This is a genomic window from Haloarcula nitratireducens, from assembly GCF_019599505.1.
Genome location: NZ_RKLT01000001.1, coordinates 311,107 through 331,539, shown reverse-complemented (window position 1 = coordinate 331,539; position 20,433 = coordinate 311,107). Strand labels below are relative to the sequence as shown.

The following is a 20,433-nucleotide window of genomic DNA, read 5'->3' as shown; positions in this document are numbered from 1 at the left end:
TCGTAATCGCAAACGAATTAGCCACCCGCCTGCTTCTCCCCGGTAATGCCAACGGTCGAGACGGACCGCGACACGTTCGATCGACTCGCGTCGAGCGCGCCGACGGCGGCGCGAGTCCCGGTCGCGGTCCGCGTCACCGTCGAGGACCCCTTCACCGCCTACCGGCGGGCGCGCGACCCCGTCGGCGGCGTCTATCTGGCGACGACGGGCGGTCAGTCGGGGTGGGGGTACTTCGGGACGACACCCGCGGACTTCCTGGAGGTCGGTGCCGACGACGGCGAGACGCTCGCGGCGCTGGGCGACCTACTCGGCGGCGAGACGCTGGTTCGCGGTGACTGCTCGGTCCCGTATCCGTGCGGGGCGATCGGCTGGCTCTCCTACGACGTGGCCCGCGAACTGGAGACGCTGCCCGAGAGCGCGGTCGCCGACCGGGCGCTGCCGCAGTTGCAGGTCGCCACCTACGACCGCCTCGCGGCGTGGGAGGAACCGCGCGGCGACGGCCCGGTCACGCTCACCGTGACCGCGTGCCCGCGGCTCGACGAGTACGACTCGGTCGAGCGGGCCTACGAGTTCGGCAGGCAACACGCGCTCGAACTCGCCCGCGAGGCCACCGAGGGCGACCCGGGCGTCGAAGACCCGCGCGTCGAGACGGACGCCGCCGAGTTCGAGAGCGACTGCACCCGCGAGTCGTTCGCGGAGCGCGTTCGCACCGTCAAGCGGTACATCCGCGACGGCGACACCTTCCAGGCGAACGTCTCACAGCGACTCAGCGCGCCCGCGGCGGTCCACCCCGTCGAGGCGTTCGACGCGCTCAGAAGCGTGAATCCGGCCCCGTACTCGGCGCTCGTGGAGTTCCCCGGCGTCGACCTCGTCAGTGCGAGCCCCGAGCTGTTGCTTCACCGCGACGGCGATCACCTCGTCACCGAACCCATCGCCGGGACGCGGCCCCGCGGGGAGACCTCCGAGGCCGACGACCGGTTGGAGGCCGACCTGCTGGCCGACGAGAAGGAGCGGGCCGAACACGCGATGCTCGTGGACCTGGAGCGCAACGACCTCGGGAAGGTGAGCCGCTTCGGCACGGTCGAGGTGATCGACTACCGCCGCGTCGACCGCTACTCCGAGGTGATGCATCTGGTCTCCGAAGTCGAGGGGCGACTGCGAGCGAGCGCCACGCTCGAAGACGCCGTCGCGGCGGTGTTCCCCGGCGGGACGATCACCGGCGCGCCCAAACCCCGGACGATGGAGATAATCGACGAGGTCGAGGAGACCCGCCGCGGCCCCTACACCGGCTCTATCGGTATCTTCGGCTTCGACGGGCGAGCGACGCTCAACATCGTCATCCGCACGCTGGTCCGGTACGGCGAGGAGTACCACCTCCGGGTCGGCGCGGGCGTCGTCCACGACTCGGACCCCGACAGCGAGTACGACGAGACGCTCGATAAGGGGCGGGCCCTTATCAACGCCGTCGACGAGGCGCTCGGTCGGCGAGCGGACTTCTCGGTGGAGGGAACGCGGTGAGCGACCGGCGCACTCGCGGCTCGACGCCCGGCGACGCGCTCGCGCCGACCGTCCTCGTGGTCGACAACTACGACTCGTTCGCGTACAACCTCGTCCAGTACGTCGGCGAGGTCGTCTGCCGGCTCGGGGGCAGCGAGGACGACGTGCTCGTCCGGCGCAACGACGCCGTCACCGTCGCCGAGATTCGGGACCTCGACCCGGACGGCATCGTCGTCTCGCCGGGACCGGGAACGCCCGAAGATGCCGGTGTCTCGATGCCGATCTTCGCCGACCTGCGCTATCCGACGCTGGGCGTCTGTCTGGGCCATCAAGCTCTGTGTGCGGCCAACGGCGCGCCGGTCGGTCACGCCGAGGCCGTCGTCCACGGCAAGTCCTCGGGGATTACCCACGACGGCACCGGCGTCTTCGCCGGCGTTCCGGACCCGGTTGAGGTGGGCCGCTATCACTCGCTGGCCGTCGGCCGCGAGGGTTTGCCCGACGTCCTCGAAGAGACCGCTCACACCGTCGACATCGCGGAGGAAGACGTCGTGATGGCGGTCCGTCACCGCGACGCGCCCCACGTCGGCGTCCAGTTCCACCCCGAAAGCATCCTGACCGACCACGGGAAGACGATGGTCGAGAACTTCTGTCTCTCATGCAATACCACGTAGACGGTGGACTCGTCCCCGACGACGAGGCGACGGTGTCGGTGCTGGACCGCGGGTTCATGTACGGCGACGCGGGCTTCGAGACGCTGCGGGTCTACGGCGGCGACCCCTTCGAGTGGGAGGCACACCGAAACCGCCTCCAACACACCGCCGAGACGCTCGGCTTCGCTGACGCGGTGCCCGACGACCTGCGAGCGCGAGTCGACGAGACGCTCGCCGCCAACGACCTCTCGGAGGCGTACCTCAAGGTCTCGGTCACGCGCGGGGTCCAACCCGGCAAACTCACGCCCGACCCCGAGGTGGAGCCCACAGTCGTCGTTATCTGCAAGGAACTGCCCCGCGGCGGGCGCGACGGCCGTCCGGTCTGGGACGGTCCGGCGGACGTTCAAACGGTGCGGACCCGGCGGACGCCCAGCGAGGCGATCCCGGCCGACGTGAAGACGCACAACTACCTCAACGGCATCCTCGGCAAACTCGAACTCCGCAAAGCGGCGGCCGGCGGCGACCCCGCCGACGAGTGTCTGATGCGAGACGTAGACGGAAACGTCGCCGAGGGCGCGACGAGCAACGTCTTCTTCGTCGCCGAGAACGGCCTGCGGACGCCGAGTGCGGACCTCGACCTCCTGCCGGGCGTGACCCGCGACGTGGTGCTGGAACTGGCCCGCGAGGAGGAGTTCCCGGTCGAGACGGGCCGGTACTCGCTCGACGACCTGCGAAATGCGGACGAGGCGTTCCTCACCAACTCGACGTGGGAGATCCGCCCGATAGCGACCGTCGACGGCATCGAGGTCGGCGCCGGTCCGATGACGAAACTGCTCCAGCGGCTGTTCGACGAGCGTATCGAGGCCGAGCACTACTGAAAAAAGCGGGAGTGCGGATTCGTCAGTACGGCGCGTAACAGACCCAACTCTCCGGCGGGACTGAGACGGTAGTGTAGCCGCCGCTGCCGGTCGAGACGTCGCCCGCGTGGCCCGTGTAGTCGTTCAGCGTCGTGCTCGACCACGACGTGTAGACGTTCGCCGAGCGCCAGCTGCCGGTCCGGTTCAGTCCGACGAGCAGGTTGTTGTACCGCTCGAAGACGTACAGCGGGCTGGAGGAGTGGCGCGTGTAGGCCGCTCCGCCGGCGAGGTTGTTCCGAATCCAGAGCAGGTTCCGGATGTCGCCGTCGCTGACGCCGATGCGGTTGCTGTAGACGCGCGGGTATCCCTCGTAAGTGAGGATGTACGCGTACGCGAGTTTCTCCAGTTTCGGCGGGCCGCTGTCGTGATTCGAGACGAAGGTGAGCGCTTGGTAGGGCGACTGGTCGACGACGCCGGCCCCGTCTAGCGCCCGCAGGTCACCGTAGGGCTTGAAGGCGTCTTTCATCTTGTAGTACAGCGGGTAGTCGGTCACCGACATCCCGGTGTTGGCGTACTGCATGCAGTAGTCGACCGACCCGTCGAGGGACTCGCCGACCGTCCAGAGGCCGAGATCGTCGGCCCACTCGTTGGCGTAGTCCTCGAAGAACCACTCGGGGACGTGTTTGACGGCGTCCCACCGGATGCCGTCGACGCCGATGTTCGCGTACTTCTCGACGTAGTCGTACAGCTGGCCGCGAACGTACGACGACTCCTGTTTGAGGTCTTTCAGCCCGACGAGCCAGTCGTTCTCGACGGACTCGGGGTCGGAGTAGTCGATACTATCTTCCGGATGGAAGTCCCGTTCGCTGAAGTACGGCAGGTCGTCGAAGGTGATACCGGGCGCGCCGCGGAAGTCGTCGTTCGCCGCCATGTGGTTGACGACGGCGTCCGCGATGACGTCGAGACCCTGGTTGTGAGCCTCGTCGACCATCGACTGATACTCCGCCTCCGTCCCGAAGACGCTGTTGAAGTTCTTGAGGTCGACCGGTTGGTAGCCGAGCGGCGGGTCGGTGACCCCCTGCTGATGGCTCCTATCGAGTCGACTATACTGGGCCGGCGGTACCTGAATCGCGTCGTACCCCTGCGCAGCGAGCGTCGAGAGGTCGCTCTCGACTTGGGTCCAGTCGGTGTGATAGTACTGGTAGACCGCACTGGAGCCGACTGCCTCGGCTTCGCCCGTCATTAGTGAAGCACCCGTCGCCGCCGCGCCGAGTGCGCCCATGCCTTTGAGTACGTCACGTCGGGAGAAGTCCTCGTTTCTCCCTGCGAAGTGTCGTGTCATCTTCGTGGTTTCCCTTGGTCGTCAGCCGCGGTTCGTGTGGGACCTACTGGCACCCCACAACGAATGATGAATTACTACATAACATTAAAGATAAGGGTGTTATCGGTTCTCAATATATACGGCTACATAGTTGTTCGAAAAGCTGAAAGTGCGTATAAAACACGGATTAGAGGGACTGAGGCGCGAGATAGCCCCGTCTCAGTGACACCATTCCCGGCAGCTGTCTCGTTGCCAATCAAAAATTGGGCGGGTTAGATCGACTTCGCGCCGCGACCGCGGCGCGCTCAGACGACGTCCTCGCGCTCGACGCCGTCGACCTCCAGCACGAGGTCCGGCCCGTACGCGCCCGCGGGCGTCTGAAAGCCGGTCGGTGCCTCCCCGTCGAGGACGTGTCGGGCGACGGCGAGCGCCGTCTCGACGGTCAGCGAGTAGGTGTGCGGGCCGCGCAGTCGGCTGACGACGCGGTCGCCGTCGGCGGTTCGGGCCTCCCCCCAGACGTAGCTCTGCTCGGACGCGCGCTCCTCGGCGTCGGGACCGTCCGTCGTCTGCTCGATGACCCACTTCAGTCCGGCTTTCACCGGCGAGAGGCCGAGGACCGGCGAGAGCGTCCCGGCGATGCGCTGCTGTCGAGCGGCGCGCTCGGGCATCGACATGTAGACGGTGACGTTCGGGATGCCGGTCGTGTAGTAAGCGGTCGAGACGTCGCCCCACGGAATCGCGGCGGCGTGTAGCCCGTCGTGACCCCAGCCGAAGTCGACGGTGCGGGACTCGTGGGCCTGTCCGACGCGTTCGATACGGCCGTTCCGCCGGACCGCTCCACCCTCGTCGATGTGCTCGACCATCGTCTTCGCCGTGCCCCGGGAGACGCCCATCTCGGCGTGGAAGGCCAGTTCCAGCGCGTCGGCGTCGGGCAGTCGCTCGGCGAGGTGGGCGGCCAGACAGTCCGTGGGCACCACGTCGAAGCCGACGCCGGGCAAGAGCATCACGTCGGCCGCATCGGCCTCCTCGTTCCAGTCGTGGATGGCCTCGAACACACCGAGTTCGCCGGTGATGTCGAGGTAGTGCGTTCCCGTTCGGACGCAGGCGTCGACCATCGGTTCCCACGTACGCGAGAACGGGCCGGCACAGTGGAGGACCGCCGTCGCGTCCTCTAACAGCAGGTCCAGCACCTTCGGCTCGTCGAGTCCGACGACCTCGAACTCGCAGCCGAGTTCGGCGGCCTGTCGATCCACTTCCTCTCGGTTCCGCCCGGCCAGTACCGGATCGAACCCGCGCTCGACGGCGGCTTCAGCGATGAGTTGCCCCGTATAGCCGTAGGACCCGTAGATGACTAACTGGCTCATACACGCCGTTCTCCGGACGCGTGGAAAAGCGTTGGCCGCGCAGTACCTGTCTCGACCGGGACGTTGAAACGGCCGACTCGCGTACACCGAAACGACATGGACGAGGAGAGCCGAATCGCCGCGGTCAGCGAGGTGCCCGAGGACGGCAGTTTTCTCTTCACCGTCCGCGACGGGTTCGACACCGAGGAAGCCATCCTCGTGCGCCTGACCGACGGCGTCGTCGCCTTCGAGAACTACTGCCCCCACTGGCGGGACATCCGACTCGACAAGGGCAGCGGGGCGACGATGCGCGAGGACGAACTGGTCTGTGAGAAACACGGCGCGACGTTCGAGTCCGATTCGGGGGCCTGCACCTTCGGTCCCTGTGAGGGCGCGGTGCTGGAGGAGGTCGAGGTGGCCGTCGACGACGGCGACGTCTACCTGACCGACGACCGCTACGAGTTCGAGAACCGGGGACCGTCGGGCGACCACGACCTCTCCTCGGGCGGGCGCATCGGCTTCTCCGGTCAGTAGACCGGGCTACCGACGCGGCACTCCAGTCGACGCTCTCGGGCATTACCCTATCCGATAGGCGGGCTCGGAGACGCTCTCGGCCTTGCACTCCGGGCACCGACTCGGCCGGTTCGTCAGGTCGTCGAAGTCCGTGAAGCCGCACCGCTCGCACTCGGGCGGCGCGACGAGCAACTGCTCGTCCGTGGAATCGAGCGACTTCGCGATGTGTTCGACGTGTGTGAGAGCGGTGTTGGTCCGTATCTCGAACGTTCGAGCGATCGTCCCCGCGGCCATCGGCTCATCGCGCAATCGGTCGGCGATGCGCTGGCGCGTCGTTCGACTTGCCTCGCGCATGCGATAACTTGGCAAGCAACGGTAATAGGTCTTGTGCGACCGTTTGCCGCGGAGTCTCTCGGGCTTCGATCCGCCGGAAATCGCTCCTACTTCCCCCACGTAACTCTATCTCTCACCGCTGCTGCGCGGCAGGTCGCGTTCGAAACGGCCACGAGTCGGCGAGAGCGCCTCGCTCAGTTACCCCGGCGTCGGCGCTCCCGGGTCCGTCGGATTGTCGTCTCTCTCGGGGTCGTCTCGGTTGAGTATCGCGTCGCGGACTCGCTCGAAGGCCGATCGATCGGTCTGTGAGATGTATGGTAACATGCTACAATCGATAGTACGGATTTGAGACGGATAGAACTGGCGGGGCGACCGCCAGCGCTCCGCGTGGCCCCGTTCACGTTAGGAGGGCGCGATGGCGCTGGTCAATCGAGCCGGCGGCGACGGCGAGTCCGCACGTTCTCTGCCGCCTTTCACCGCGGATAGTCGCCGATCAGTAGAGACCGGTAGGCCGGACTCAGTCGTCCGCGGCCTGCGCTTCGAGGTGGTCGGCCATCTCCGCGACCTCGTCCTTGAACTGGTCTAAATCGTACTCCAGCGCGTGGATCATCGCGCTGTACCGCGAGGTGAGACTCGCGAGCGACACGACCTCTTCGAGTTCCTCGTCGGTCGCGCCGTGCATCGCCGCGGCCTCGCGATGGAAGTGGATGCAGTAGGGGCACTTGATGTTCGCCGCGACGGCCAGTCCCATCAGTTCCCGGTACTTCGGCGGGATTTCGCTCTCTCCGACGGTGTACTTCCGGAAGAAGTGCCACTCGCCGGCCATGTCGTCCTCGGGGATCGAGTCGAGGGGTGTCGGGACCATTCCGAACGTCTCGGTGATCTCTCGCTCGACGTCCGTCGGTGATTCTTGGGTCGCCATAGCGTCTGCTAGTCTCTCTCCCGAAAACGTAGTTATGTGGTGACACACCGCACGTAATCTCCGCGAGCGATTCGTCGGCGGATCGGCTGGCCGCGACTACCTGACAGGACGACGAACCGCGCGGACCGCCAGGCGGGCGGGAGAAGGCTCGATAAAATCTGTCGGTACGGTCAGCGAGGCGACCTAGAACGTCGAGACGTCGCCCTCGATGACTTTCCGGGTCACGCCTGTCACGTCGGCCAGTTCCGCGTCGACGGCCTCGTGGACCTCGTCTTCGATGTCGCCGACGGCGACGCCGTCCTCGGTGACGAGCATCGCGTCGGCGACGTGCGGTTCGTCGATGGGCGAACCGATCTGCGAGAGGAGGCGCAGCTGGAGCTGGCGGATACCGTCGACCTCGTCGGCGACGGACTGGGCGATCTCGGTCGAGAGGATGTTGTAGATCTTCCCGATGTGGTTGACGGGGTTCTTCCCCGAGGTGGCCTCCATGCTCATCGGCCGGTTGGGCGTGATGAGGCCGTTGGCGCGGTTGCCGCGGCCGACGGAGCCGTCGTCGCCCTGTTCGGCGCTCGTGCCGGTCGTGGTGAGGTAGATGGACTCCTCGTCGTAGTCGTCGGCGGTGTTGACGTGGACGGTCACGTCGCGGTCGGTGTAGTCGGTAGCGAGGTCGCTGACGTACTCGCGGACGCCCTCGACGGCGTCCTTGTACTCGTAGAGGTCGCTTACGTGTTCGTCGACCATCGCGACGGCGACGGTCACGTCGATGTGGTCGCCCTCGCGCTTGCCCATCACCTTCACGTCCTGCCCGACGACGGGGTTCTCTTCGGCGTACTCGCCGGTGAGTCGGTGCTCCGTGTTGTAGACGATCTGTTCCGTCTCGGAGAGGGGCGCGTGGCCGACGCCGTAGCTGGTGTCGTTGGCCATCGGGACCGCCCCCTCCTCGCCGAAGACGCTCTGGAGGTCGCCCGACCCCTCGCCGAGTTCCACGTCGACGATGATGTCCCCGCCCACGTCGAGGAACGGGAACTGCTCGTCGAGGTACTCGCGGGCGGCCTTCAGCGCGATGCTCTCGGCGGGGATGCGCTGGCCCTCGTACTCCTTGGTCGCGCGGCCGACGATGAGCAGGTAGATGGGTTCGAGCACCTCGCCGCCGTCGTAGGCCGGGGCCGCGGTGCCGGCGACCAGTTGCGTCTCGTCCGTGTTGTAGTGGAGGACTTTGCCCACGCGGTCGAGGTACGTCTGGGCGAGCGCGCGGGAGACGCTCTCGGCGACGCCGTCACAGATGGAGTCGGGGTGGCCGATGCCCTTTCGCTCGACGATTTCGACGTTCTGGTCCTCGACGGCCAACCCGCTCTCGGGCTGGACGTGGATGTTTCGGTCGGTCATTGCCCGACGTTCGCCGCCGCGGGTTCTATAACTTACGGGAACCGCTCGGCAGAGAAAGATTACTCGCTCGCATCATCGAGCAGGAGCCCGAGATACGACGTGCGCGTCTGGTCGTCGGGGTCGAGACCGAGTTCGCGGAGCACGTCGAACGCGCCCTCGCGAGCCGCCTCGACGCCGCCCTCGTCGGTCTCGGTCTCCACTTCGACGAACTCTCCGACGCCCTCGACGGCGTCGAGCGTCACCGTGTAACCGTCGTAGCGGTAGAACCGCCGGTCCTTCCGGACGGTCGCCGCGGGGTCGAATCCCAACTGCTCGAAGATGGCGTCGGCCTTCTCGCCGTCGGCGACGCCGGTCTCGACCTCCTCGCGCGTCTTCGACTCGCGCTCGACGAGCGGCCCCTTATACGTGATGCGCGTCTCCGTCTCGCCGTCGCGCGTCTCCCGACGCACGCGGAGCGCCTCGTCCGTCTCCGCGAAGTCGCGGTGCGGCGCGTCGTAGTAGACGTCGACCTGCCGGACATCGCCGGTGTGTTCGGCCCCCAGTTCGTCCAGTCGGTCGGCGACGGCCTCTAGATCCGCGGCGACCTTCACTTCGACCTCGTACATGCGCCAGCGTCGGTCGGGGCGGTCAATAGGGGTTGCGTTGCCGGCGCGACGCGCTCCGGGAAGACTTTACCGCCCCAACGCACCCGTACAGTGTATGGACGGTCGCTACGACCCTATCGAGTCCCCCGACGAGACGACCGTCTTCCCGTATCACGACCTGACGCCGCCGACGACGGCCGACGTCGTTCGCGCGCGGCGTGTCGTCCGTCAGCATCTCCCGACGACGCCGCTGGTCCGCTGTGAGACGCTCTCGGCCGAACTCGACGCCGAGGTGTATCTGAAGCGGGAAGACACCCTCCCCACGGGCGCGTTCAAGGTCCGCGGCGGAGTGAACCTCGTCGCGTCCCTGGATTCGGAGTTCCGCGAACGTGGCCTCATCACCGCGAGTTCGGGCAACCACGGGCAGTCGATCGCGTGGGCCGGGCGGGAGTTCGGCGTCCCCGTCACTATCGGCGTGCCCGCCGAAGCCAACTCCGGGAAGGTGGCCGCGATGGAGCGGCTCGGCGCGGAGGTCATCCAGCACGGTCCGGACTACGACGCCGCCCGCGAGCGCATCGAGGAACTCGCTATCGAGCGCGGCGCGCGCTACGTGCACTCCGGTAACGAACCGAAACTGCTCGCCGGCGTCGGCACCGCGGGTCTGGAGATCGTCGACGAGCTACCGGACGTGGACCGCGTGTTCTGCCCGATCGGCGGCGGCACCTCCGCGGTCGGCTACGCGCTCACCGTCGGCGAACTGCTGGAGGCGGACATCGTCGGCGTCCAGTCCGAGGCCGCGCCGGCGATGCACCGCGCGTGGACGGAAGGCACCCTCGACGCGCACGACCGGATGGAGACGACGGCCGAGGGCGTCGCGACCCGCGTCCCGTTCGCGCTCACGATGGGCATCCTCCGGGACGGCCTGGCGGACTTCCGCCTGGTCTCGGAGGCCGACATCCGCGACGGCGTCGCCCGCATGTTCTGCGACGAGCGGCTCGTCATCGAGGGGGCCTGTGCCACCGCCGTCGCCGCCGCGCTACGGGCCGGCGACGAGATCGCCGGCGAGACCGTCGTCATCCCGGTTTCGGGACGCAACATCGACCGCGGGAAGTTGGCGCGGATGCTCGACGAGAGCGACTACCCGGCGTAGCGGCCGACGGGAAACGTTGTTCTTAAGAGTGGCACGACAGACCAACAGGGTATGAGCAACGACTCCGAGGCCGACACCGAAGACGTAGAAGAAGAAGCCGAAGAAGCGACGGCCGACGAAGAGACCGAGAGCGGCCTGCAGGAGGGCGACGTCGTCAAACTCGCCTACACCGCCCGCACCGTCGAGGACGGGCAGCTCGTGGACACGACAGACGAGGAAGTCGCCGCCGACGACGGCATCGACACCGAAGAGCAGGAGTTCGGTCCCCGAACGATCGTCCTCGGCGAGAACCACATCTTCCCGGACGTCGAGGAAGACATCTACGGTAAGGAGGTCGGCGACGAGGGCAGTGTCACCATCGCCGCCGCCGACGCCTTCGGCGAGTACGACGAGGAAGAGGTCCGCACCATCTCGAAGGACAAGATCCCGGAAGACGACCGCTACCCCGGCGCGCACGTCGACGTCGACGGCCAGCACGGCCACGTCGAGACCATCATCGGCGGCCGCGCCCGCGTGGACTTCAACCACCCGCTGGCCGGCGAGGACGTCGAGTACGACTACGAGGTCGTCGAGGAAGTCACCGACCGCGAGGAGAAGGCACAGGGCATCATCCAGATGATGCTCGACATGGAACTCGACCTCTGGTTCGAGACGGACACCGTCGAAGAGGAACAGCCCGTCGAGTCCGACGAGGACGACGAGGGCGAACCCGAGTTCGAGACCGTCGAGGTCGAGAAGGACACGCTCTACATCGAGGCCACGCCCCAGCTGACGATGAACCAGCAGTGGATGATGGGCAAGCAGCAGATCGCCCAGCAGCTCACCCAGCTGCTCGACGTCGACCGGATCATCGTCCAGGAAGAGCTCGGCGGCGGCATGGGCATGGGAATGGGCGGCATGATGGGCGGCATGGGCGGTGCCGGCGGCGCTGACATCGAGGAAGCGCTCGAAGACGCCGACGTCGACGCCGACGAGATCGTCGACGAGATCGAAGGCGCCGAAGAGTAACGCGGCCCCTAATTCTCACTTTATTCGCGAACTTGAGCGGTGCGGCCGGATAGCGGCGCGGAGCGGTGGCCGGGAGGCCGCTCCGTCGGCCGACCCGGGGAAAGGCTGGCCCGCCTGAGAGGCATACCGCTCGCCAGCGGCGAGCGGTTTCACCGAGCGCGAACTAAGTGAGCGCTCGACAGTTTTCCCCCACGTTTTTGCGATGAGGGGCCCCGCGGGGCCGGAGGCCCGAGGAAACCCCTCGACGTAAAAAGTGGTGGCTACGCGATATCCCGGCTCGTGTCGATGCTGACCTCCTCGACGAGGTCGAGTTTGATGACGTCGCTGGGTGCGCGGCCGGCGCGGAACTTCGGGACGGCGAGGCGGTTCTCCACCTCGTCGCCGGTGGTGGTGGTCTTGAGTTGGAACACCACGTCGGCGAAGTGCTCGGTCGTGTCGCGAAGCGGCGGAACGTTCCGGCCGTCTAAACAGTGGAGGATACCCAGACTGCCGGTGTTGACGATGTGGTTCTGGAGGTCGTTCATGAACGCTCGAAAGCGCGAGGGCGGCTCCTGGGCCTCGAGGACGTCCAGCGGGTCCACGATGAGGTTCGAGGTCTCGGGGAGCGCAGAGACGAGTTTCCCGGCGTTGTCGAGGGGGGCCTCACCGGAGATGTGTCGCACCGTCGGGTCGCCTGTGTTGGCCGGCGTCTGCTCGATGCTGGCGACGATCGACTCGGCGGTGCGGTCGAGCGAGAGCCACAGCGTGCCGCGGGTGGCGGTGAGTTCGTAGAGGAACAGTTCCGCCTGGCTGGCCGGCTGGGCGGTGAGGGCAACGATGCTCCCGGCGGGGATGCCGCCGTCGAGCTTCCTGTCGAGGACGTCGATGCCCGTCCGTAGCCGGTTCACCATGTCACCAGCATATAGCCACGTCCATCCGATTAAGTATTCCGCTTGGACAATATTTTCGCGCCGCTCAGGTATCGAGCGGCCGATTCGTCGGTTCGGAGCGGCGGAGACGGGAGTTTCGGCACGTGGACGACTCGCCGGCAGTCGAACAGCGGCGACGGGTCGACGCGGCCGGCGCTACGGACGAGCACGAGGAGCGCGGGCGGCGCGTCGAGTTGGCGCGCCATCGCCGCCGTCTTGGCGATGTCCTGCAGGCTCTGTTCGGCCGGCGTCGAGACGAGGACGGTTCGGTCGGCGGCCCGAAGCGGCGCTGCCGCGGCTGGGCTGGCCCCCGCCGGACAGTCGAGGAGGACAGCTCGACGACACTGTCGGAGCCGCTCGAACGCCGACGCGGCACTCGCGGTGTCACTCTCTCGGCACGACAGGACGTCGACGCCCGGGAGTCGTGACGACGGCGCGGCGGCAGCGGTCGGCTGTTCGCCGGTTGCGACGGCGGCGACGCCGGGGACGTGATCGACTCCCGCTCGGTGATGGAGGTCGGGCATGTCGAGGTCGGCGTCGACCACGAGCGGACTATCACCGAGCGTCGCGAGTCCGCGAGCCAGGCCCAGCGCCGTCGTCGTCTTCCCACAGCCCCCTTTGCCGCCAGCGATTGCGAACATACCGGTCCTCGCACCGGCATCGGCCTTGAACCCTCGGCGAGCGAACACATCGGCGACGGGCGCGTCGGGCGGCGGCAACGGTCAAAAATCGTGGTCGTTGGGGGCGTGTCGGGAGATTCAAGAGCGTCGGGAGCGCGCTTCCGAGTGAGATGCGGCACGACCACATCATCAGCGCGAAACAGCTGTCGCGGGCCGACATCGAGGAGGTGCTCGACCACGCGGCCGACATCGCCGAGGACCCGGCGGCGTTCGCGGACCGGCACGCGAACACGCTGCTCGGGATGCTCTTCTTCGAGCCGAGCACGCGGACGAAGATGAGCTTCACGGCGGCGATGAAGCGCCTCGGGGGCGACATCGTCGACATGGGCTCGGTCGAATCGTCGAGCGTCAAGAAGGGGGAATCGCTGGCCGATACGGTCCGCGTCGTCGAGGGGTACGCCGACGCGCTCGTGCTCCGTCACCCGATGGAGGGGTCGGCGAAGATGGCCAGCGAGTTCGTCGACGTGCCGCTGGTCAACGCCGGCGACGGGGCGGGCCAGCATCCGACCCAGACCCTGCTCGACCTCTACACCATCCGGGAGAACGCGGGATTCGACGACCTCACCATCGGCATCATGGGCGACCTGAAGTACGGTCGGACGGTCCACTCGCTGGCTCACGCCCTGACGAACGTCGACGCCCGCCAGCACTTCGTCAGCCCCGAGTCGCTGCAACTGCCCCGCTCGGTTCGCTACGACCTGCATCAGGAGGGGGCCGAAGTCCGCGAACACACCGGGCTGGAGGAAGTCCTGTCCGAACTGGACGTGCTCTACGTCACTCGCATCCAGCGCGAACGGTTCCCGGACGAGAGCGAGTACCGCGAGGTCGCCGGTCAGTACCAGATCGACAGCGACACCCTGGCGTCGGCGAAAGACGACCTGACGGTGATGCACCCGCTGCCGCGGGTGGACGAGATCGCACACGACGTGGACGCGACCGACCACGCGAAGTACTTCCAGCAGGCCCACAACGGCGTCCCGGTTCGGATGGCGCTTCTGGACCTGATACTCGGAGGTGAACCATGAGCGACGACGACCAGCAACTCCGCGTCTCGAAGATTCGAAACGGCACCGTCATCGACCACATCACGGGCGGGCAGGCGCTGAACGTCCTCGCCATCCTCGGCATCAACGGCACCAGCGGCGAGTCCGTCTCCGTGGCGATGAACATGCCCTCGGACCGACTGGGCAAGAAAGACATCGTGAAAGTCGAGGGCCGAGAACTCTCCCAGAACGAGGTCGACGTCCTCTCGCTCATCGCACCCGCGGCCTCCATCAACATCGTTCGGGACTACGACGTCGTCGAGAAGCACCGCGTCGAGCGCCCCTCCGTGGTCGTGGGCGTCCTCGAATGCCCGAACCACAACTGCATCACGACCGAGGACGAGCCCGTTCAGTCCCGCTTCGCCGTCGTCGACGACGGCGTGCGCTGTGAGTACTGCGACACCATTATCCGCGACGAACTGCCGGCTCATATCGTAACCGACTGAGCCGTTGCCGCGCTTTCGGTCGTACCGCCGTCGCTCACAGTCCAACGTGCCCGCCGATAGTTTTTCACCCGCCGGCGACTGTCACCGCACATGAGCCACGACCACGACGACGACCACCATCACCACGACGCCGACGCGGTGACGGTCGGCATCCTCACCGTCTCCTCCTCGAGGTCGTTGGACGACGACCCCGGCGGCGACGCCGTCGAGACGGCTCTCGAAGACGCCGACCACGAGGTGCTTGACCGTCGTCTCGTCTACGACGACGCCGCCGCGATCGCGGACGCCGTCGCCGCGGCGCTGGACGACGGCGCGGACGTCGTCGTGACGACCGGCGGGACCGGCCTGACCGACGACGACGTGACCGTCGAGGCCGTCGGCGCGCTGTTCGACCGCGAGATTCCCGGCTTCGGCGAACTCTTTCGCTGGCTCTCTTACGAGGAGGTCGGTCCGATGGCGATGGCCTCGCGGGCGACGGCGGGCGTCGTCGACGACCGCCTCGTCTTCTGTCTGCCCGGCAGCGAGAACGCCGCCCGCCTCGGGAGCGAGGAACTGATCGCGCCCGCGGTCGGGCATTTGCTCGGGTTGGTGAGGAGATAAGCGAGGTTCTGAGCGCAGCGAAGAACCTCGAATTACGAACGGGGAACGAAGTGATCCGTGAGCAGCGAGGAGCGCGACTGGAAGGAGCGGTCATCGGCGGAGCGGTGTTCTGAGCGCAGCGAAGAACCTCGAAAATCGAACAGCCTTCGGAGAAGCAGCGAACCCGCCACAGTTTTGCGGTCCGTCCCGCTATCCTCGCACATGAGCGAGGAGTTCACGCACGTCGACGACGACGGGGACGCACAGATGGTCGACGTCGGCGAGAAGGCCGACAGCGAGCGCCGGGCGGTCGCGCGCGGCGAGATCCGCCTCTCGGAGAGCACGGTCAACGCCATCGCCACCGACGACGTGACGAAGGGCGACGTGCTGGCGACGGCGCGCATCGGCGCGATTCAGGCCGTCAAGCACACCTGGGAGACGATCCCGATGTGTCACCAGATTTCGATCACGAACGTCGACGCCGAATTCGACGTGGGTGAGGAGACGGTAGAACTCACCGTCGCCGTCGAGACGGTCGGCAAGACCGGCTGTGAGATGGAGGCTCTGGAGGGCGTGACGACCGGACTGAACGTCGTCTGGGACATGGTGAAAGCCAGCGAGAAGGACGACGACGGCGAATACCCGGCGACCGCCATCGAGGACGTTCGCGTCGTAGAGAAGTCGGTCGAGCGGGCGTGAGAGGAGCAGTTCGACGCCGATAAAAAGGGGATTTTCCGAACCCTCTTCGCCGAAATAGCCGTTCATGGATACGCGTATCGAGTGACGTGTGATAATCCGACTAACACTGGGGGTTGTTCTGTACTCGGGACAAACTACAGATGGGAACGAGGAATCTGACAATTCGGCACCCCCAAGACGTCTCCGAATTGGATTTCTCGTCCCCGAGTCTACTTCCTGTGGGCTTGGAATCTACTTCCCGAATTATGGCCAGTCTTCCGGAAGTTCGTCTTCATGGTTGTTCATGAGTTTGATGAGGGGCCGCACCTCTCCGAAGTTCGGCCCGCGTGTGACGGTATCGGTATTACGGTCCCACGCGATGTATCCACCTTCTGCGAGGGAGGGGAAGTGTTGATGATAGAGCTGCGTTTCGAACCGTTCCAGCTCTCCGTCCGCGATCTCGAAGTCAGACACTTCGAACTCTTCTTCCTCGCTTGGATTCTCCGTAGCGAGAGTCGTCAAAATACGTCGGCGAGTGGGATGGCTCAAACATTTGAATAAGTGGTCGAGGGTAGCGCTTTCAGTATGGGAAGTGTCGTTGGTCGTCATGGATGTGTGACTCGTCGGAATTGCATGATACGGAGAGATGCGTTCCGCGTGACGACCACCCGAAGGGAACAAGGAACTGTCTGTTACAACCGGGAAGACCCGGTTCAAGCGACCTCTTCATCATCGAGGTCGAACACATAATGCGTATTTTTGCTTCCGTATATACATATCAGGTCAGAAATGGATAAAGGTACGGGAAATCCGGTTGAGCCAGCGTTCGCTAGCTGCTCTGTATTGACCGCACCGAGTCAGAATGTATCATCTAAGTCGAGAGATATCCTCGCTCGAGGGTTTCGACGAACCTACTCCTCGACGTTTTCGGCCATCCACTCGAACTGTTCACACAGGCGTCGCTCGCCGCCGTCGGTCAGCGAGTACTTGTCGGCGATGCCCTCAGTGCGGTGTTCGAGGAAGCCGGCGTCCTCCATCGCCGACAGCGCCCCGTAGAAGCTCTTGGGATCGATGCGGTTGTCGTAGCGCCGTTCGAGGCGGGTTTTGAGCCGCTGGCCCGTCAGTTCGCCGTCCTCGGCACCGGCGAGCAGGACGCAGATGTCGCGCCGCCGCCCGCTCTGGAACCACTTCGCCATGCCGGAGCGTGCGCGCCGAATCGCTTCGGGGTTGCGGTTCGGCGGAGCGGACCGTCAGGTTCGCATACCTTTCCTCCCTACACGCACCAATGACGGACACCGAGCGGGCGACCGAGGCGACGGCCGACGGTATCACCGCGCGCTACCGAGAGACCGAGTCGGAGCGAGTGCTCACGTTCGAGAGTTCCGGGGGGACGGCGGCCATCGCCCAGAACGTCGAGGGCTACGCGATGTTGAAGGTGCGACCGACCGCCGACGGCGACGAACTCGAACGGTACTACGGCTTCGACATGGCGCTCGACCACGCCGCCGAGCTGCTCGGGACGACGCCCGATGCGCTTCCGGTGCCCGAGGCGGCCGCGGACATGGGGATGTAGACTCGGAGGCCCGTGTCGGCGTCGCCGGCACGGCAGATCGGAGATGTAGTTATCAGACGCTGATAGTTCTACGATAGCTGGAGTTCCGGCGACCCGAGAACTGTACGAAACCCGTAGACGTAGGAAGGCGTTGGATCTCCTTCGGTCCATAACGATACCGATCGGTATGTATCAGAAATACGAGTGTAGTACCCTCATATAAAGCGATTTTTAAGCTACCTTCGACCCTCCAGCCGCATGGTCGATCTAACTCGACGGAAGCTGATTTCCAGTTCGGTCGCGGCCGCACTGGGGGCGAGTGTCGTGGGGACAGCGAGCGGCGAAGAAGTGCCGGAGTCCGATACGCCCGGCGCGCCGAGCGTCAGGGGGTCGCTCAAGCGGTTCTCGACGACGGCGTTCGGCGCGGAGGTCACGGGACCGTTCGTCTTCGCGGACGGGTCCTTACTCTACAGCCTCCAGCACCCTTCGGCGGAGAACGGCGACCCGTTCGACCGGGCGGCGGTCGGCTACTTCAGCGGGTTCCGGTTCGAGTTCGACGGGAGCAACGACGACTTCGACGAAGTCTCGTTCCCCGAGACGCGAGCGGAGCAGGGCGACGTCCGGTCTGACTCCGGGGACTACGAGATCCTCTTCTACGGTCGCGAACCGATCGGCGACGGCTCCTCCCTGCTCGGCGTCACGCAGACGCCGGGCGGACAGAACATCATCCAGCGGGGGAGCCTTCCCGAGTCCGAACGCGAGGAGCGTCCGTACTTCGCGGGCTCGCAGTACGGTCTCTCCGGGTCCAATCCCGACTGCAACCAGTTCGTCCCGACGGACGAGGAGGGGACCGAGGGATACCTGTTCACCAACTGGGAGAACAGCCCGGGCTGCATCTCGCGCGTCCCGCTCAGTCAGGACGACGACGGCGAGTGGAGCGCCGACCTGAGCGAGGCGATGAACGTGACGAACACGGAGGCGTTCCGCGACATCGGCGGGACGAGGATCAACTGCTACGGCGACCTCAGCCCGTGGGAGACGATGATCTCCGCCGAGGAGAACTACGCGCACCCCCGCGTCAACCTAACGCACACCGTCAGCGATATCGTGGACGCGGACTCGGGCGCCGGACTCGTCGGCGGCTGCCAGTTCTGGAACCGACCGAACCCGACCGAAATCGCCGACGCTATCGGCACCTACGCCGAGGACGGCGCGCTGGAATCGTCGTTCAGCCCGCAGGGCTACTGGGCGCTCAGCGGCGTCGAGTTCCTCGCGTACCACCTCGGCGCGGAGCCGCGGGACCAGAGCGAGGACGGCAGCGAGAACGTCACGCAGCCGATCTGTGACACCTACCCGAACCCCTACCGTTACGGGTACTTCGTGGACGTTCGAGAGCCGGCAGCGGAGACACCCGACCCCATCAAATACTGGGTCATGGGTCGCGCAGCGTGGGAAGCCCCCGACATCCAGAAAGACCAGCGGACCGTCTACGGCTGTTCGGACGGCGACAGCAAGGGCATCTACAAGTTCGTCGCCGACCGGCCGATTCCGAGCTACGACGACACCGACGACGTCGCGGGCACGCTCTACGCACCGAAGATCACCAACGACGCCGCGAACGCGGAAGAGGCCGGCACGCGCAACTCCCCGGCGAACACGCCCCTCGAAGTCGAGTGGCTCGAACTCGGTCACGCGACCAACGGCGAAGTCGAGTCCTGGATCGCCGAGTACGACGACGTGACCCAGACGGACTACCTCGAATCCCACACCGACATCGACTGGAACGAGGACCTAGACGCTGCGATTCGGGAGGCCGACCTCGAAGTCATCGAGAACGGCAACCGGAACTACATCACCAACCAGGAGATCGTCGAGTGGGCCGAGCAATACGAGCGGAACGGTCCCGACGGCGTCGACGAGGAACTCCGGAAGGTTCCCTTCCTCGAGACCCGCGCGGCCGCGAAGGAGATCGGCGCGTCCATCGAGTTCAACAAGGCCGAGGGCGTCGACAGCGCCGACGACGCCGGCCCCGGCGACTTCGTCTACTTCGGCATCTCGGAGTTCAACGACGACCTGGCGAACGAGACCGGCGACGTCCAGATGGACCGCGTCGACGGCGGCGTCGTCTACCGCGCCGAGCTCGAACCGGACTACAACGTCTCGACGCTCGAACCGGTCATCACCGGCCCGGACTTCACCGACTCGCCCGAGGACGCCGACGACGCGCTCCGGAACATCGACAACGTCTACGCGATGCGCGACGGCCGCGTCCTCTGCTGTGAGGACGGCTTCGGCGGTCCCGCTCGGTCGTACCCCAACGACTGCCTCTACGTCTACGAACCGGACTATCTCGAGGAGAGTCCCGGCAACTCCGACCACAGTCCCGGCCGCGACAACGACGAGCAGGGTAACTCGGGAGGCCCCGGGGATTCCGACGATAACCCCGGTCGCGGTGCCCAGTGCCGCACCGAGGACGGCGACGACGACAGCGACGAGTAACGCTCCCCGCGTCCGGTCCCCACTGACACGCTGCCCCCATCCACACGCTCTATGTCACAGACAGACCACCCGACGACCGAGACGGACTCGACGTACCGCGAGTACGTCCTCGGCGTCCGCATCCTCGAAGAGAACGGCGTCGACGGCGACGCGCGCTACCGATTCGAGGCACCGGACCACTGCGGTATCGCTTTCGACGACGCCGAGGACGCGACGCTGTACGCCGACGTCTACTTCGACGTCAACGGTTTCGAGGAGGCCGGTACCGGCGAGCGCGGCGTTCCACCGGCGATCATCCAGGCCGGCCGGGACACGCTGGTCGCGTACTTCCTCACCCGACCCGGTATCGACGTCCACTGGGTCGCGTCGTTCTACGGCGAGAAGCCCGAGAAGGTGCAACGCTACGTCTCCCGCGTGCGAAAGCGCGCGGCGAACATCCGCGACGGCGTGCGAGAGCGCGACCTCTCGTAGCGCCGGTCCGCGC

The 20,433-nt window shown here is 66.1% G+C and carries 24 protein-coding genes; 13 read left to right on the top strand and 11 right to left on the bottom strand.

Annotated elements, in window-relative coordinates; genetic code table 11:
* Positions 1 to 45 precede the first annotated feature (45 nt).
* Genes pabB through EGH23_RS01650 form a run of 3 tightly spaced genes read left to right on the top strand, consistent with a single transcriptional unit; the run spans position 46 to position 3,025 of the window.
* On the top strand, positions 46 to 1,518 hold the full coding sequence (gene pabB, locus EGH23_RS01660; protein WP_220578294.1) for an aminodeoxychorismate synthase, component I: 1,473 nt from the start codon (positions 46 to 48) through the stop codon (positions 1,516 to 1,518).
* The gene (locus EGH23_RS01655) at positions 1,515 to 2,168 is read left to right on the top strand and encodes an anthranilate synthase component II (protein WP_220578293.1); all 654 of its coding nucleotides are present in this window, start codon (positions 1,515 to 1,517) and stop codon (positions 2,166 to 2,168) included. The genes pabB and EGH23_RS01655 overlap by 4 nt, the downstream gene beginning before the upstream one ends.
* Entirely contained in the window at positions 2,153 to 3,025 is an 873-nt protein-coding gene (locus tag EGH23_RS01650) for an aminotransferase class IV (protein ID WP_220578292.1), read from the top strand. Before EGH23_RS01655 ends, EGH23_RS01650 begins: the two co-directional genes overlap by 16 nt.
* A 22-nt stretch (positions 3,026 to 3,047) precedes the next feature.
* On the opposite strand, the gene EGH23_RS01645 is transcribed toward EGH23_RS01650, so the two are convergent.
* Complete coding sequence (locus EGH23_RS01645) at positions 3,048 to 4,346, bottom strand: alpha-amylase domain-containing protein (RefSeq protein ID WP_220578291.1); 1,299 nt, start codon at positions 4,344 to 4,346, stop codon at positions 3,048 to 3,050.
* Positions 4,347 to 4,630: 284 nt separating this feature from the next.
* Positions 4,631 to 5,689, bottom strand: a complete 1,059-nt coding sequence (locus EGH23_RS01640) for a saccharopine dehydrogenase family protein (protein ID WP_220578290.1) — start codon at positions 5,687 to 5,689, stop codon at positions 4,631 to 4,633.
* A gap of 96 nt (positions 5,690 to 5,785) precedes the next feature.
* Here EGH23_RS01640 and EGH23_RS01635 point away from each other — a divergent pair, with 96 nt between their 5' ends.
* Positions 5,786 to 6,202, top strand: coding sequence for a Rieske (2Fe-2S) protein (locus EGH23_RS01635; RefSeq protein ID WP_220578289.1), 417 nt, complete (start codon positions 5,786 to 5,788; stop codon positions 6,200 to 6,202).
* Positions 6,203 to 6,244: 42 nt separating this feature from the next.
* On the opposite strand, the gene EGH23_RS01630 is transcribed toward EGH23_RS01635, so the two are convergent.
* The 5 genes from EGH23_RS01630 to cyaB all read right to left on the bottom strand — a co-directional run bounded on the left by EGH23_RS01630 (position 6,245) and on the right by cyaB (position 9,427).
* Positions 6,245 to 6,535, bottom strand: a complete 291-nt coding sequence (locus EGH23_RS01630) for a transcriptional regulator (protein ID WP_220578288.1) — start codon at positions 6,533 to 6,535, stop codon at positions 6,245 to 6,247.
* A gap of 177 nt (positions 6,536 to 6,712) precedes the next feature.
* Entirely contained in the window at positions 6,713 to 6,838 is a 126-nt protein-coding gene (locus EGH23_RS26770) for a hypothetical protein (protein ID WP_268899407.1), read from the bottom strand.
* A gap of 193 nt (positions 6,839 to 7,031) precedes the next feature.
* A complete protein-coding gene (locus EGH23_RS01625) occupies positions 7,032 to 7,436 on the bottom strand; it encodes a carboxymuconolactone decarboxylase family protein (protein WP_220578287.1) in 405 nt (134 codons plus the stop codon).
* Positions 7,437 to 7,619: 183 nt separating this feature from the next.
* Entirely contained in the window at positions 7,620 to 8,822 is a 1,203-nt protein-coding gene (locus tag EGH23_RS01620; protein ID WP_220578286.1) for a methionine adenosyltransferase, read from the bottom strand.
* Between the two features lie 59 nt (positions 8,823 to 8,881).
* Entirely contained in the window at positions 8,882 to 9,427 is a 546-nt protein-coding gene (cyaB, locus tag EGH23_RS01615) for a class IV adenylate cyclase (protein ID WP_220578285.1), read from the bottom strand.
* Positions 9,428 to 9,521: 94 nt separating this feature from the next.
* On the opposite strand from cyaB, the gene EGH23_RS01610 reads away from it, so the two are divergent.
* Both EGH23_RS01610 and EGH23_RS01605 read left to right on the top strand, forming a co-directional pair.
* The gene (locus EGH23_RS01610) at positions 9,522 to 10,556 is read left to right on the top strand and encodes a threonine ammonia-lyase (protein ID WP_220578284.1); all 1,035 of its coding nucleotides are present in this window, start codon (positions 9,522 to 9,524) and stop codon (positions 10,554 to 10,556) included.
* Between the two features lie 51 nt (positions 10,557 to 10,607).
* Positions 10,608 to 11,564 (top strand): FKBP-type peptidyl-prolyl cis-trans isomerase, encoded by a 957-nt coding sequence (locus EGH23_RS01605; protein ID WP_220578283.1) that lies wholly within the window; start codon positions 10,608 to 10,610, stop codon positions 11,562 to 11,564.
* A gap of 260 nt (positions 11,565 to 11,824) precedes the next feature.
* Here EGH23_RS01605 and EGH23_RS01600 read toward each other — a convergent pair whose 3' ends face one another.
* The gene (locus EGH23_RS01600) at positions 11,825 to 12,454 is read right to left on the bottom strand and encodes an RAD55 family ATPase (protein WP_220578282.1); all 630 of its coding nucleotides are present in this window, start codon (positions 12,452 to 12,454) and stop codon (positions 11,825 to 11,827) included.
* 29 nt (positions 12,455 to 12,483) lie between these two features.
* Positions 12,484 to 13,113, bottom strand: coding sequence for a MinD/ParA family ATP-binding protein (locus EGH23_RS01595; protein WP_220578281.1), 630 nt, complete (start codon positions 13,111 to 13,113; stop codon positions 12,484 to 12,486).
* A 149-nt stretch (positions 13,114 to 13,262) separates the two neighbouring features.
* Here EGH23_RS01595 and pyrB point away from each other — a divergent pair, with 149 nt between their 5' ends.
* From pyrB to moaC, 4 genes are all read left to right on the top strand, one after another.
* Positions 13,263 to 14,177, top strand: a complete 915-nt coding sequence (gene pyrB / locus EGH23_RS01590; protein WP_220578280.1) for an aspartate carbamoyltransferase — start codon at positions 13,263 to 13,265, stop codon at positions 14,175 to 14,177.
* Positions 14,174 to 14,641, top strand: a complete 468-nt coding sequence (gene pyrI / locus EGH23_RS01585; protein ID WP_220578279.1) for an aspartate carbamoyltransferase regulatory subunit — start codon at positions 14,174 to 14,176, stop codon at positions 14,639 to 14,641. Before pyrB ends, pyrI begins: the two co-directional genes overlap by 4 nt.
* A gap of 90 nt (positions 14,642 to 14,731) precedes the next feature.
* Positions 14,732 to 15,241 carry a MogA/MoaB family molybdenum cofactor biosynthesis protein gene (locus EGH23_RS01580; protein WP_220578278.1) on the top strand — a complete coding sequence of 170 codons (510 nt, stop codon included), beginning with the start codon at positions 14,732 to 14,734 and terminating at the stop codon, positions 15,239 to 15,241.
* Between the two features lie 201 nt (positions 15,242 to 15,442).
* Entirely contained in the window at positions 15,443 to 15,919 is a 477-nt protein-coding gene (gene moaC / locus EGH23_RS01575; RefSeq protein WP_220578277.1) for a cyclic pyranopterin monophosphate synthase MoaC, read from the top strand.
* 243 nt (positions 15,920 to 16,162) lie between these two features.
* Here the strand turns inward: moaC and EGH23_RS01570 are convergent, their stop codons facing one another.
* Positions 16,163 to 16,507: a DUF7344 domain-containing protein gene (locus EGH23_RS01570; protein WP_220578276.1), complete on the bottom strand. Its 345-nt coding sequence runs from the start codon at positions 16,505 to 16,507 to the stop codon at positions 16,163 to 16,165.
* 302 nt (positions 16,508 to 16,809) lie between these two features.
* On the bottom strand, positions 16,810 to 17,094 hold the full coding sequence (locus tag EGH23_RS01565; protein WP_220578275.1) for a PadR family transcriptional regulator: 285 nt from the start codon (positions 17,092 to 17,094) through the stop codon (positions 16,810 to 16,812).
* Between the two features lie 89 nt (positions 17,095 to 17,183).
* Between EGH23_RS01565 and EGH23_RS01560 the strand changes: the two genes are divergently transcribed.
* From EGH23_RS01560 to EGH23_RS01550, 3 genes are all read left to right on the top strand, one after another.
* Positions 17,184 to 17,471 carry a DUF7111 family protein gene (locus EGH23_RS01560; RefSeq protein ID WP_220578274.1) on the top strand — a complete coding sequence of 96 codons (288 nt, stop codon included), beginning with the start codon at positions 17,184 to 17,186 and terminating at the stop codon, positions 17,469 to 17,471.
* A gap of 237 nt (positions 17,472 to 17,708) precedes the next feature.
* Positions 17,709 to 19,949, top strand: a complete 2,241-nt coding sequence (locus EGH23_RS01555; protein ID WP_220578273.1) for an alkaline phosphatase PhoX — start codon at positions 17,709 to 17,711, stop codon at positions 19,947 to 19,949.
* 51 nt (positions 19,950 to 20,000) lie between these two features.
* On the top strand, positions 20,001 to 20,420 hold the full coding sequence (locus tag EGH23_RS01550) for a hypothetical protein (RefSeq protein ID WP_220578272.1): 420 nt from the start codon (positions 20,001 to 20,003) through the stop codon (positions 20,418 to 20,420).
* The last annotated feature ends 13 nt before the right edge of the window (positions 20,421 to 20,433 follow it).